Origin of the sequence: Guptibacillus hwajinpoensis (assembly GCF_005144865.1) — a bacterium.
In the GTDB taxonomy this organism is placed as follows: domain Bacteria; phylum Bacillota; class Bacilli; order Bacillales; family Guptibacillaceae; genus Guptibacillus; species Guptibacillus hwajinpoensis_A.
Genome location: NZ_SWFM01000004.1, coordinates 162,762 through 175,315 on the forward strand (window position 1 = coordinate 162,762; position 12,554 = coordinate 175,315).

Annotated in this window: 15 protein-coding genes; 3 read left to right on the forward strand and 12 right to left on the reverse strand. The window is 40.7% G+C overall.

Translation table 11 applies throughout. The annotated features are described in order from the left end of the window. Position 1: 1 nt before the first annotated feature. The 10 genes from FBF83_RS14895 to FBF83_RS14940 all read right to left on the reverse strand — a co-directional run bounded on the left by FBF83_RS14895 (position 2) and on the right by FBF83_RS14940 (position 8,350). Positions 2-1,318, reverse strand: a complete 1,317-nt coding sequence (locus FBF83_RS14895) for an ABC transporter substrate-binding protein (protein ID WP_136947956.1) — start codon at positions 1,316-1,318, stop codon at positions 2-4. Between the two features lie 69 nt (positions 1,319-1,387). Beyond that, entirely contained in the window at positions 1,388-2,377 is a 990-nt protein-coding gene (locus FBF83_RS14900; RefSeq protein WP_136947957.1) for a LacI family DNA-binding transcriptional regulator, read from the reverse strand. Positions 2,378-2,503: 126 nt separating this feature from the next. Then, positions 2,504-3,256 (reverse strand): sugar phosphate isomerase/epimerase family protein, encoded by a 753-nt coding sequence (locus tag FBF83_RS14905; protein WP_136947958.1) that lies wholly within the window; start codon positions 3,254-3,256, stop codon positions 2,504-2,506. Positions 3,257-3,382: 126 nt separating this feature from the next. After that, positions 3,383-4,270 carry a hypothetical protein gene (locus FBF83_RS14910; RefSeq protein WP_136947959.1) on the reverse strand — a complete coding sequence of 296 codons (888 nt, stop codon included), beginning with the start codon at positions 4,268-4,270 and terminating at the stop codon, positions 3,383-3,385. A 166-nt stretch (positions 4,271-4,436) separates the two neighbouring features. Continuing rightward, positions 4,437-4,793 carry a HesB/IscA family protein gene (locus tag FBF83_RS14915; protein WP_136947960.1) on the reverse strand — a complete coding sequence of 119 codons (357 nt, stop codon included), beginning with the start codon at positions 4,791-4,793 and terminating at the stop codon, positions 4,437-4,439. A gap of 72 nt (positions 4,794-4,865) precedes the next feature. Further along, positions 4,866-5,063: an aspartyl-phosphate phosphatase Spo0E family protein gene (locus FBF83_RS14920; RefSeq protein WP_240688111.1), complete on the reverse strand. Its 198-nt coding sequence runs from the start codon at positions 5,061-5,063 to the stop codon at positions 4,866-4,868. A 77-nt stretch (positions 5,064-5,140) separates the two neighbouring features. Continuing rightward, complete coding sequence (gene dapF, locus FBF83_RS14925) at positions 5,141-6,001, reverse strand: diaminopimelate epimerase (RefSeq protein ID WP_136947961.1); 861 nt, start codon at positions 5,999-6,001, stop codon at positions 5,141-5,143. A gap of 21 nt (positions 6,002-6,022) precedes the next feature. Continuing rightward, complete coding sequence (locus FBF83_RS14930; RefSeq protein ID WP_240688112.1) at positions 6,023-6,262, reverse strand: hypothetical protein; 240 nt, start codon at positions 6,260-6,262, stop codon at positions 6,023-6,025. 404 nt (positions 6,263-6,666) lie between these two features. After that, positions 6,667-7,890 (reverse strand): NupC/NupG family nucleoside CNT transporter, encoded by a 1,224-nt coding sequence (locus FBF83_RS14935; RefSeq protein WP_136947962.1) that lies wholly within the window; start codon positions 7,888-7,890, stop codon positions 6,667-6,669. Positions 7,891-8,125: 235 nt separating this feature from the next. Continuing rightward, the gene (locus FBF83_RS14940) at positions 8,126-8,350 is read right to left on the reverse strand and encodes a DUF1450 domain-containing protein (protein WP_136947963.1); all 225 of its coding nucleotides are present in this window, start codon (positions 8,348-8,350) and stop codon (positions 8,126-8,128) included. 211 nt (positions 8,351-8,561) lie between these two features. Between FBF83_RS14940 and FBF83_RS14945 the strand changes: the two genes are divergently transcribed. Next, positions 8,562-9,626 carry an NAD(P)/FAD-dependent oxidoreductase gene (locus FBF83_RS14945; RefSeq protein WP_136947964.1) on the forward strand — a complete coding sequence of 355 codons (1,065 nt, stop codon included), beginning with the start codon at positions 8,562-8,564 and terminating at the stop codon, positions 9,624-9,626. A 218-nt stretch (positions 9,627-9,844) separates the two neighbouring features. Here the strand turns inward: FBF83_RS14945 and FBF83_RS14950 are convergent, their stop codons facing one another. Further along, positions 9,845-10,153: a DUF1462 family protein gene (locus FBF83_RS14950; protein ID WP_136947965.1), complete on the reverse strand. Its 309-nt coding sequence runs from the start codon at positions 10,151-10,153 to the stop codon at positions 9,845-9,847. 211 nt (positions 10,154-10,364) lie between these two features. Here FBF83_RS14950 and FBF83_RS14955 point away from each other — a divergent pair, with 211 nt between their 5' ends. Next, positions 10,365-10,589 (forward strand): NifU family protein, encoded by a 225-nt coding sequence (locus tag FBF83_RS14955; RefSeq protein WP_048311987.1) that lies wholly within the window; start codon positions 10,365-10,367, stop codon positions 10,587-10,589. A 286-nt stretch (positions 10,590-10,875) separates the two neighbouring features. Here the strand turns inward: FBF83_RS14955 and FBF83_RS14960 are convergent, their stop codons facing one another. After that, positions 10,876-11,874: a hypothetical protein gene (locus tag FBF83_RS14960; RefSeq protein ID WP_136947966.1), complete on the reverse strand. Its 999-nt coding sequence runs from the start codon at positions 11,872-11,874 to the stop codon at positions 10,876-10,878. A 168-nt stretch (positions 11,875-12,042) separates the two neighbouring features. Between FBF83_RS14960 and FBF83_RS14965 the strand changes: the two genes are divergently transcribed. Then, entirely contained in the window at positions 12,043-12,540 is a 498-nt protein-coding gene (locus tag FBF83_RS14965) for a phosphatidylglycerophosphatase A (protein ID WP_240688113.1), read from the forward strand. Positions 12,541-12,554: the final 14 nt, after the last annotated feature.

Sequence of the window (12,554 nt, forward strand, 5' to 3'; positions counted from 1 at the left end):
TTTACTTTTCTAATTTCTCATTCATTTCTTTCTCCATTGCAGCAGCAGCTTCTTCAGGACTTTCTTCTCCTGCGATCGCTTTTGATACATGGATTTGAATGATTTCAGAGATTTCAGGATAGTTCGGTGCTACAGGGCGAGAAACAGCTGCTTCAAGAGCAGTTTGGAATCCTTCTTCGCCAAAGAATGGATTTGCTTCGATGATTTCTTCATCTTCGAATAGAGCTGGAAGTGTAGGAGCGTGTGAACCTACAATCGCATCAATCTTCTGTCCTTCTTCACCAGTCATGAACTTCAATAATTCCCACGCTTCTTGAGGATGCTCAGAGAAATTGTTGATCGCTGACATCCAGCCACCTAGAGCTGCAGCAGAACCTGCGTCACCTTCAGGAAGAGGCGCTACTTCTACATTCCCAACAATCTTAGATTGCTCTTCATCATTAGCAAGTGCGTACTGGTAAGGCCAGTTACGGATAAAAGGAGATTGACCTTCGATAAATGCAGTGTGAGATTCTACTTCAGTGAATGTGTTAATGTTCCCTGGAACAAAATCAGAATTTGCAATCTCAACCATTTTTGAAAGTCCTTTAATCGCTTCAGGGCTATTAATAACTACTTCGCCATTCTCATCGATGAACGCTCCACCATAAGAAGCTACAAATTCAACAGCGTTTGTTACAAGACCTTCATATTGCTTCGCTTGCATTAGGTAACCAAACTTCGTACCATCTTGACCTTTTAGTTCAGAAGCTTGAGTCATAAGCTCATCCCACGTTTTTGGAGCTTCAGAAACCATATCTGAACGATAGAAAAGCATACCTGCATCAATAAACTTTGGCATAGCCCACTGCTTACCATTAAATGTTGCTGCAGAAACTGGACCCTGGTTATAATCGTCCATGTTAATGCCATCTTTCTGGATGAAGCGATCTAGAGGTAATACATAACCTGCTTGCGCGAATTCAGCTGGCCAGATTACATCGATATCAAACACATCAATCTCTGATGATTCTGCGTTCAGCATCGTTACATATGCATCATGTTGTGCACCAGTATCTGTTGGCATTTCACGGAATTCTACATCGATATTAGGATTCTGTTTCTCAAATTCTTCAACCATCGCATCTGTTGCTCCAGTTGCATCTTTACCACGTGCATAAACGATTTTGACCTTTTCGCCATCTCCAGAGCTTGCGTTTTCGTCCCCAGAATTAGTGCCGCTGTTTGAAGATGAATTGTTTGAAGAGCTACATGCAGATAGAACAAGAATTAGAGCCAATACGATAAAAAGTAGCTTACTATTCTTCATAATGCGCATAATGCTAAATCCCCCTTAAATTTGGTTGAAATCGATTACAATAAAAAGATAACGCTTTCAATAGTGTTATTATGTTGAATCACGAATAACTAATGATAGTGGCAGTTCAATAACAGATTGACTCATTCGTTCACGTATACCGTTCAAGCATTCAATAAAAACGGTCATCGCTCGTGCACCAATTTCGTCTCCTGGTTGATAGATGGTTGTCAGTTCTGGTTCTATTAAACTCGCGATCGGTTGATCATCAAACCCGAGAATAGCTATATCTCCTGGTACATGAAGACCACGTCTTCCCGCTTCCTTCACCATTACTGATGCGACCTCGTCGCCTCCAGTAAAAATAGCAGTAGGTCGATCGGAAAGCTGAAGGATCTGCTGAAATACTCGTTTCCCATCTTCCATCGTGTATGTATCACGGAAGATCCATTCTGATTTCATTTCAATTCCCGCTTCTTCTATCGCTTTAAAAAATCCACGGCGTCTGTCAATAGATAATCCACTCGTAGAGCCCATACAGTATGCAATTTTCGTATGGCCTTTCTCAATCAAATGTCGAGTGCCTAAATAGCTACCCTGTACCTGGTCCAGACGAACCATCGGAACCGTCGCATCGTGATGGTATTCATTGCACAAGATAATTGGTCCATATGCTGTGTAAGGCTGAATTAGTTCCCACTCATTTTCAATCGATGTAAAAATAACACCATCAACCTGCTTCGTTTGCAGCAAGTTAAGAAAGTCAATTTCCTTCTTTTTACTCGATTTAGTCTGACAGATAATCAACTGAAACCCATTTGCTTCGGCTACTCTCTCAATTCCATCTAGTATTAAAGTGAAAAATGGATTAGTCAATCTTGGAATTAAGACAGCTACTAAATTCGTTTTACGATTACGTAAATTTCTAGCAGATGTGTTGGGAAAATACCCAAGCTCTTTCATCGCATCATGCACTAACTTGCGCTTGTCTTCAGATACGTGTGGATAATTATTTATGACGCGCGAAACAGTGGCACTTGATAAACCTGTGTACTTTGCGACATCAGCAATTGTAGCCATGTTACATCCTCCCCCGAAAGTTCAAAAGACCTCCCCTCTTTGTAATCGATTTCATGAAATCGATTACATTTATCTTATATCATGTTCACAGAATGTTCAACATCATTATTAGAATCTTTTCACACTTTATTTCTGAAGCTGAATCTTTCTTAAATACTGGTAGCTTTGGGTAACACTCTCGATTGGATCATAATCACAATGATCCTGCTCAACGACCCACCATTTAACGCCACTGCTTTTTCCTTGCTCAAGAACTTCTTCAATTGGAATGTTTCCTGTTCCAAGAATAACTGTTTCTTCCCTCTCATCATCGGAGCGATCTTTCAAATGAACAATTGGCGTTCTTCCAGAAAATCTCTGCAACCACTCAACTGGATCATGGCCAACCATATTAAGCCAATAAATATCAAACTCAGCTTGAATTGAATGATCAGCTTCAAGAATGGTATACAATTCGCTTCCTTCTAGATTTCGGCCTAGTTCAAAATCATGATGGTGATAGCAAAGCTCGATGTTTTGCTCAGCACAAACCGCAGCGGCTTTTTTCATTACATTTGCCACTTTTTTGAAATCTTCAACTGTTCTTCTTTCAGGTGGTAACCATGGACAAACGATACGAGAATTACCAAGCGCTACTTGTTCTTTAATTACTTCCTCAAGTTCGTTTTCAATCCGCTCAATTGGAATATGATGCCCAATAACGGCTAAACCAAGTTCATCCAATTTCTCCTTCACTTCTGCCGGCTCATGATTGTACAATCCTGCTAGCTCTACCCCTTCATAACCAATGCCCGCTGCTTGCTCTAACGTAGCAAAGAAATCTTTCTCACATTCATTTCTCAATGTGTACAACTGTAAACCAACACCAATTTCATTCATTAGTCTCTCTCCTTTTTTTCAGTAACAATGAGGTTAGGAAATACTTATCGTTGCGAAGGTAAAAGCGTTACCTTCTCCCAAATGTTTCGATAAAACGACTTGAAAACCTTTTTTATCACAAAAAAATTAGCTTTCAATGTTGCTATTCACAATATCCTTTCGAATCTGCTCACCAATGAGCTTTAAAGAAGCACTCGATCCATATGTTCCATGACTCAAACCGTTGCCATCGCGTTTGCTACCGAGACCAATAAACTGTTCGGATGGTTTGAAGTGCAGACCTAGTAATGGAATTTTGTTAGTAGAGTAATAACCAACCTGATAAGCTGCATCTGGAAAATCACGAGGAAATTTCACGTCTCCAAGATACGTTTCATTCTGTGAGTGCACGATTCTTTCACAATGTTCTTTTCCTAGCACTATGATTAGTGAAGGCTTTAAAAAAGCTAAAAGATCGACTAATGAATTACTTACAAAGTCTGAGTTAAGCAGTTCTTCTTTTAACTTTATTCGTCCCATCTGCTTACGAGTTGGAATCGGAAATAAATCCATATGGATAACTGGCGTGTATTCATTGGAATTGTAAAAGGATCCTCCCATTCCATTAATAAACGCTTCGAGTTTACCGCCACCTTCTCTTCCGAACCAACTTCTATACGCAGTGTTCCTAGCGAAATAGGTACGATAGTAGTCAATTGTTTTCTCTAGCTGTTGATCATCCTCTTTATATTCCTCGAGGCTTACATGAGGTTCCCTAATAAAAAATCTGGCTTTTGCGACCGCTAATAACTCGTTATCTTGATTTAAAAACTCTTTAGAAGAAGGATTTGTTCCAACCGTTACGATATTCCCCGGTACATTTTCACCACGCCAAAGTACAGGTGTAGCTCTTTCAATTAATTCATCAGAAATCGTACATTTACTGCATTCTTGTTGATAATCGATAGCTCGTTTAAGTAGGTATTTTGCCATTTTCATTTGGGATGGGGACAAGTTAGAAGAAGGTTGACTCATTTCATTCACTCCAATATGTAATAACTAATGTCTTCTCACTTCTTACCCTCTTTCCATAGAATCATTACCATCGACTATGCATGTACGAATTAACGCAAAAAAACCTTCTCTAGTTGTAATGTGCGTACCATTACTTTCGAGAAGGTTTCAATCATTCAAAGCGTATTTAACAATTCTCCGGCGTACCAGCATTCGTAGCTGTCTTAAACGAAGAACCACAGCCGCATGATGCGATTGCATTCGGATTGTCGATGGTGAATCCGCCGCCCATCATGTTTTGTTTATAATCAATATTCACACCGTTCAACACTGGTGCACTCTCTTTATCCATAATAATTGTAACGCCGTGCTGAGCATCAAGTGCTTCATCGTCGTCATTCATTTCTGTGTCAAAGCCCATGCCATAGCTTAAGCCAGTACAGCCGCCACCCTTAACACCTACACGAAGATAAAGGCTATCGCCTTCTTCTTGCTTCATCATTTCTTTTACCTGTGCTGCTGCAGCTTCAGATAAATGGATCATATAAATCCCTCCAATCACCGTATTGCTACTATTAGTATACCGCGCCTTGCATTTGAGCTCAACAGATGCACCTTATCTTACCGGTGCGCTCAAATCTTTAGACTGATATTTATATTTCAACTGCAATATTAGATTATGCGTCTCATCGAGTTTTTGACTATACTCTAGTACGTCGGGATGATTTAAACCGAGGACCATAGCCGATTGTGTCATTTTTGCTCGTAGAATTTCAATTTCATCGTTGTATCTTTGCATTGCTTCACAGTACAAGACTTGAGTCCCCTCTCCAATCACTTCCTCCTATTATTCTACATGATTATCCTTTTATTTACAAACTTTCTTCTTGTCTAAACTTTTGAATAAAAGACTCCAGTTGTTATCTTTACAGCAGGCCCAGTCATCCAAACATGATCATCATTGTCCCATGTAATGAGAAGGTCACCTCCAGCAAGATGAACCGTTACTTCGGTTCCTTTCGTCGTTTTCTTATTCAACACGCCAGCAACGACAGCAGCACAAGCACCAGTTCCGCACGCCTGTGTGATTCCCGAGCCCCGTTCCCAAACGCGGAAATGAAACTCTTTGTTAGAAACCACTTCTACGAATTCTACATTAATGCTTTCTGGAAACATCTCATGATCTGTAAAATATGGACCGGCAGTAGTAAGAGGTGCTGCTTCAATATCGTCAACAAACATAACCATATGTGGGTTTCCCATCGAAACACCAGTCATACTAAGCACTTGATCTTCAAATTGCACTGATTCGTTAACCACTATATCTGTTGATTCACCATTCATAGGTAGACTGCCTCTTGTCCACTGAGGTTTCCCCATATCGATTGTAACGGTCTCAACACGATCCTTCATGAGATGAACTTCAGCCTGGACGAGTCCACCAAGTGTTTCAATCGCAAATTTCTTAGAGGATACTATCCCATTCTCATATGCATATTTCGCCACACAGCGTAAGCCATTTCCACAGTTTTTACCTTCTGATCCATCTTTGTTGAAAATCCTCATTTTGACATCAGCAAGCTCAGACGGACAAATTAGAATCATTCCGTCTGAGCCAATTCCAGTATAAATATTCGAAACTTCGATGGCGTACTGCGAAAGTTTCTCTTCTGGTAAGTTTTCATCAAATTGGTTTATATAAATATAATTGTTTCCTAATCCATGCATTTTTGTATAGGTTATTTCACGCAATGCTTTCACTCTTTCTATAGTTTAATGGCCTTTCCGAACAGCTTCAGTTGTCCAGAAATAATCATTATCGATTTTTTCAATCATAAGCTTCCCGTTACAGCAAGGCATCACGAGCCTCGTTTTAATTTCTTCACAGCCCTGCTTGTAATCTCTGTCCGTCATAGGTGTCAGGACGTTCTCACTATGACAAAACGGACATTGCGGAATATAGACATCACCCATCATACGATCGTATGGCAGTGTATGTTCAAAGCTACTCAACAGTGATCCCCTCCTGTCTTTTATTTAGACAAGTATACCGTAATCAAACGAAAAAACAATATTCGTTTGCCTATATAAATTCGTTTAGTATTACTCTTGTGTGGAGATAAGGTCCTCCGGGGGATGACTCGCTTTCCGCGGGGCATGCGTTGAGCCTCCTCAGGCTCCGCCTTCCGGGGTCTCACCTGTCATGCTCATCCCGCAGGAGTCTCGCCATCCCCCTACGGACCTTGCCGCAGTAGGCGCGAAATCTTCCTTGTGACGTCCTGGATAAAAATGAGAGAAAGTAACTTTTAGAAACCCCACTTCGATGAATGAAGCGCAAATCACCCCCCTCCTCATATTGCAACAAAGTATCCGAAGAGAGCCAATAAAAAAAAGCCTCTATAAAAGAGGCTCCAAACTTAGAAAATAAGCATACCAGCAATCGCTGCGTTTAACAGGTTAGCAAGCGTACCTGCAAGGATCGCACGCATTCCAAACTTTGCAATTTCAGGACGACGGCTCGGCGCAAGACCACCAAGTCCTCCAAGAAGGATTGCAAGAGATGAGAAGTTCGCAAATCCACAAAGAGCAAAACTGATAATAGCTACAGATTTGTCAGTTAGGGTTCCTGCACCAATTTCAGGACCGAATGCAGAGAAAGCAACGAATTCGTTAAGAATAAGTTTCTGACCGATATAGTTACCAGCCTGAACTGCATCCTGCCAAGGTACACCAATGACAAATGCTAACGGAGAGAAAACATATCCGAGAATTTGTTCAATCGTAATGTCTCCGTATCCGAAGAGTCCGCCAATTCCACCAAGCAAACCGTTGAAGAGTGCGATAAGTGCGATAAATGATAGAAGCATTGCTCCTACGTTTAATGCAAGCTTAAGACCGTCAGATGCACCGTGTGCAGCAGCATCAATGACGTTGACGTGCTCTTCATTTCGTTCCATTTTAATTTCATTGGCTGTTTCAGATTCTTCCGTTTCAGGCATGATCAGCTTCGCCATCAATAGACCAGCTGGAGCTGCCATGAAACTTGCAGCAAGCAAGTACTCAAGTGGAACACCTAGAAGAGAGTACCCAATTAGGACTGAACCAGCTACTGAAGCAAGTCCACCTGTCATAACTGCGAACAACTCAGATTTCGTCATTTTATCAATATAAGGTTTGATCACCAGCGGTGCTTCCGTTTGACCTACAAAGATGTTCGCTGTTGCAGAGAGTGATTCAGCTTTACTTGTTCCAAGCGCTTTTGAAATCGCTCCACCAAGAATTTTGATTACCCACTGCATTATACCCAGGTAGTAGAGTACGGAAATTAAAGATGAGAAGAAAATAATAATCGTTAATACTTGAAAGGCAAATATAAACCCAATACTTTCATTCCCAATTAATCCGCCAAATAAGAATGCTATACCGTCATTCGCGTAATTTATAATATCTTGTACTCTAAGTGAGAGCCATTTCAGTCCAGCTTTACCGGCTTCCCATTTAAGTACAACAAACGCAAATGCGACTTGGATTGCTAGTGCACCAAGGACCGTACGAAGGTTAATCGCTTTGCGGTTTGTAGAAAAGATAAGTGCGATGGCAAATAGGACTGCCATACCACCTAATCCCCATAGAATTTGCATATTTTACACCCCTCGTGAATTATTGAATCCGTTTATAAGCATAGCCTACCCCATTACCAGTTATAAAATAGAAATATTATAGCCATCAGCTAAATGTAGCGCTTACAAACAGTGTTTGTCGTCTGAATATTCGACATTTTTCGCACGCATGCGGAAAATAAAAAGCCTGCTCTCTCTCTACCAGACTTCAATGAACCTTTGTCATTATAACACAGAATAAAATGATTGAAAGCACTTAATCACGTTCGTTTAATTTTCTGATTATTTTCTCTATTAACGCTTCAGAGGTATCCGCATGAACGAGCACGCCGCCTACAATCGCAAAGGATTCGGAATAGCAATTCCCACAATAACCAAGGCACCGATAATCGACTAATTCTGTATTCGGTATTTTCTCCAATTCTCTCAAAACAACTTTATTCTCTCTCAAATTGCCGGCACAATATTCAATCGTAGTCAAACTAAAGCAACTCCTTCGCTACGCATTTCAGAAATTATATTGTACATATGTGGCAGTTTCGCTATACTTTTAACTGTCAGAGCTGAAAGAATGTATAGTTTATTATAGCGCGTGTTGCTTTCTTTTTTCATATTAAATTCTAGAATCTTCGTACCATTTTGATTAACAGGGACACAGCGTTATCGAATTTTACCAAAGGGGACCTCTTATCATGAAAAGGCTAGTGCTTTTAGGCGGCGGGTACGGTGGTATGCGCATCCTACAGAAATTATTTGCAGCGGAACTTCCAGAAGACCTCACCATTACGCTTGTTGACCGAAATCCCTATCATAGTATGAAAACTGAATATTACGCCCTTGCTGCAGGGACAGCAAGTGATCATCATATACGTGTCCAATTCCCCGTTAACGAGAAGCTTGAAATGAAGTACGGAGAAATTTCAGGCATTAACTTAGAACAAAATGTAGTTAACTTTAAAGACGATGACGACTTACCATACGATATGCTCGTAATTGGATTAGGCTGTGAAGACAAATACCACAACGTACCTGGTGCAGATGTTCATACCCTCAGCATTCAAACAATCGATTCGTCCAGAAGAACGTATGAAGTATTAAACAATCTTGGTCCACGTTCTGTTGTAGGAATTGTTGGTGCAGGATTAAGTGGAGTAGAGCTTGCCAGTGAACTTCACGAAAGTCGACCAGATCTCCAAATTAAATTGTTTGATCGAGGCCACACAATTCTATCTGCCTTTCCAGAACGACTCGGTAAATATGTTCAATCCTGGTTTGAAGAGCGCAATGTAGAAGTGGTAAGTGAGTCTAATATCACGAAAGTTGAACCACAAACCCTCTATAACCATGGCGAACCCGTTCATTGCGACTCTATTGTATGGACAGCTGGCATCCAGCCAAACAAAGTTGTAAGAGAACTAGAAGTAGAGAAAGACGCACAGCAACGCATCATTCTTAATGACTATCATGCCATGCCAGATTACAATAACGTATTTGTTGTGGGAGATTGCGCGAGCCTGCCACATGCACCAAGTGCACAACTCGCAGAAGAACAAGCTGAACAAATCGCACTTGTGTTACAAAAACAATGGAAACAAGAAGCCCCACCCGCTCTACCACCCATCAAAATCAAAGGTACACTTGGCTCACTCGGAAGCAAACACGGCTTCGGAGTCATGGCCAACCGCCCTCTAACCGGAAGAGTACCAAGGCTTTTGAAATCCGGGATACTATGGATTTATAAGAATCATAATGGATAGAAAAGCGGAGACGAGCGTTTAGAAACGCAGATATTGGAACTCTTGAACTGGAACACGGTCTTTGTGTTCCGGTGAAAGAGTGAAATATCGGAGTTTCTGCGAGTCGTAGCTGGATCAAGAAAAGCGGAAGTGGGCGTTTAGAAACACAAATATCGAGAAACGAAGCCCCATCAAACAAAAGCCAGTAAGCGAAATTTCGCTTACTGGCTTTTTACTATTCAAGCTGATGCAGAATGATCTTCTAATACAGCGTACAAATCTTTTAATTTCGGGTTTCCTTCAGAAACGATTTCATTTCGTATAACGACGACGGGATAGAAAAGATCTTCATTAATTACTTTTGCAGCGAATGCAGCTTCCGTGCCTGAAAGCTTACTATGGATATCTACATACCTTACAGCTATTTGTCGATCAGGATATTTGCGTTCAAGTGCAGCTCTCAACCATTCAGCTGTTTCCTCTGAAGAGGGCAAATTAACACAGCTTGCACAACGTTCTCCTGCTCCATAGACGAGTACTTCTTCCATGATGCAAAACGCCCTTTCTGTATCATCACTTTTCTTTATTGTACCTTATTCATGTGAGGACGAAAAGAACCATTCGCCTTTTTCCTTTCCCAATCTTGAATGTGGTACCATTGCGTGATAAAGTTATAGTGATAATTATAATCATTCCACGTTAGCACATAGATTTTTCAGTTAATTATCAGTATAATGGAAGTATGAAGGGAGTCGATGAATGATGCAAGAACAAGTACAGGATGTATTGAATAAACTGCGTCCATTCCTACTGCGTGACGGCGGAGACGTAGAGCTTGTAGACATCGAAGAAGGTGTTGTTAAAGTACGTTTAATGGGAGCGTGCGGCAGCTGCCCTAGTTCCACTATTACCCTTAAAGCAGGTATCGAGCGCGCACTTCTTGAAGAAGTTCCAGGCGTAGTCGAACTTGAGCAGGTATTCTAAATTAAACAAATTCATCCCCTCCAATTGCTGGAGGGGATTTTTTAATTTATTTTTCCATTAGGCTCTTTTGTTTAATATTGTTGCTTTTGAAACAATTTGTTTAACACCAAACTTAGCTGATTGGAGCGGAAGATGCTCGACTCCTGCGGGACTAGCGGGACAGGTGAGACCCCGCAGGAGCGTTAGCGACGAGGAGGCTCACCGCCCGCCCCGCGGAAAGCGAGCATCTGGAGCGGAAATTAACCACTAATCTAATAGCAACAATGAGTACGAAAAAAGCCTTTCATTAAGATAACCACTCGATTTTTCTCATTTGGCTTCCACGATCACCAATCAATTCCTTAAATAACTTACGATATAAATCTTCACGTTCTCCCTCTCTTCTCACAAAATCCTTAATGTGAGCAAGACTTCTTTCCTTTTCCTTTAAGTTGCCTTCACTATAATAATGCTCTACTGCTTCAACATAAGGTAGTGGAAACAATAATCTTGCGAAAAGCAAATTCCAATCCATCTGATTTAAAGTGCGTCTCTCATGATAATCCCAGAGAAATGCTCGAATGGTTTCAAAATCCCCATTGCTATGAGCTAATTCACTCCTAATCCACTCAGCAAGATCTCTTGCAGGATGATCGAGAATAAAGTCGCTTGGGAATAGCGCTTCAGATGTTCTTTGAGAGGAAGATGTATATCGATTAAACGCTAGTGTTCTCACTTGAAATGGATTTGAACCGGTGTCCATTCCTGAATCTACGATATATTGGATGGCGTTTTCTGATACACCAGAGTAATAAGGGAACGTTTCGATGAACCACTCATCGAATTCTCTCAAGCTCTGTTGCTGATTTTTTAATTCCTCTCGAAAAGCCTCTAATTGATCCATTCGATACTGCCACCTGATTTGCCACGGTTGAATCTCTGGTAAATCAGTGTAGGCTGCTAGTAGATTTCCTCCTTTACGGTGCAGAAGTGCCAGGCGTTGCCCATCACTTAATCTGCTATACCCTCGATTGATTGGCTTTTGGTAAAGTGTATAGGCTTCATTATTAATTGTTTCAATGTACTTGCCTCGTCTTGATTGAATCGGTAACATTGTTGGTTCATTTTGCTGATTATAATACTGAGCAACCATCTCAAACCATGGAAAATCACCTTCTTGTTCCATTATCGTGCGCCTCAGAATATATTCAGACATATCAGCAGTTCTGATATCGTACTCATTATTTCTCTGATTCTGCTGTTCAACTACGATGCCATACTGATGAAAAAGCTCCCGTTCAAGCATGATGACCCTCCGGCATTACGTCATTATATTCGTAACATATGCTTGAAACGCCCATTCGGTGTATCTCATCACGTAATATTCATTGTCATATTTCCAGAGTTCTCACCATATACTAATAAAATCAATAACCTACAATACCAATTTACTATAAAGTTAGGTGGGACAAGAATGGGCGAAAAACCTATGGATCTTGTGGAGCAAGCAGCCAGAACGAAATTAAAAGAACGCGGGGTTGAGATTAAGGATATTGCAGACCTAGTCTACTATCTTCAGGAAAAATATCACCCGAACCTTCAAATAGAAACTTGCGTGGAAAATATAGAAAGAGTACTGTCAAAAAGAGAGGTTCAAAACGCTATTCTAACGGGTATTCAATTGGATGAATTAACAGAGAAAAACATGTTAGATCAACCTTTGCAGGATATTCTAATGAAAGATGAAGGATTATATGGTGTTGATGAAATTATTGCCCTATCCATTGTGAATGTCTATGGATCAATTGGCTTTACAAACTATGGTTTTATTGATAAACAAAAACCAGGCATTCTTGAGAAACTTAACGACAAATCAACGGGAATGTGTCATACGTATCTTGACGATATTGTCGGAGCTATTGCAGCCGCAGCATCCAGTCGCCTTGCCCATCGAGCTCAGAAACTTGAATAAATGGCTAACAAAAA

Excerpts from the sequence above, each read along its gene's own strand:
- FBF83_RS14895 (WP_136947956.1), bottom strand. The coding sequence starts at position 1,318 with ATGCGCATTATGAAGAATAGTAAGCTACTTTTTATCGTATTGGCTCTA.
- FBF83_RS14900 (WP_136947957.1), bottom strand. The coding sequence starts at position 2,377 with ATGGCTACAATTGCTGATGTCGCAAAGTACACAGGTTTATCAAGTGCC.
- FBF83_RS14905 (WP_136947958.1), bottom strand. The coding sequence starts at position 3,256 with ATGAATGAAATTGGTGTTGGTTTACAGTTGTACACATTGAGAAATGAA.
- FBF83_RS14910 (WP_136947959.1), bottom strand. The coding sequence starts at position 4,270 with ATGAGTCAACCTTCTTCTAACTTGTCCCCATCCCAAATGAAAATGGCA.
- FBF83_RS14915 (WP_136947960.1), bottom strand. The coding sequence starts at position 4,793 with ATGATCCATTTATCTGAAGCTGCAGCAGCACAGGTAAAAGAAATGATG.
- FBF83_RS14935 (WP_136947962.1), bottom strand. The coding sequence starts at position 7,890 with ATGCAAATTCTATGGGGATTAGGTGGTATGGCAGTCCTATTTGCCATC.
- FBF83_RS14945 (WP_136947964.1), top strand. The coding sequence starts at position 8,562 with ATGAAAAGGCTAGTGCTTTTAGGCGGCGGGTACGGTGGTATGCGCATC.
- FBF83_RS14950 (WP_136947965.1), bottom strand. The coding sequence starts at position 10,153 with ATGGAAGAAGTACTCGTCTATGGAGCAGGAGAACGTTGTGCAAGCTGT.
- FBF83_RS14955 (WP_048311987.1), top strand. The coding sequence starts at position 10,365 with ATGATGCAAGAACAAGTACAGGATGTATTGAATAAACTGCGTCCATTC.
- FBF83_RS14960 (WP_136947966.1), bottom strand. The coding sequence starts at position 11,874 with ATGCTTGAACGGGAGCTTTTTCATCAGTATGGCATCGTAGTTGAACAG.
- FBF83_RS14965 (WP_240688113.1), top strand. The coding sequence starts at position 12,043 with ATGGGCGAAAAACCTATGGATCTTGTGGAGCAAGCAGCCAGAACGAAA.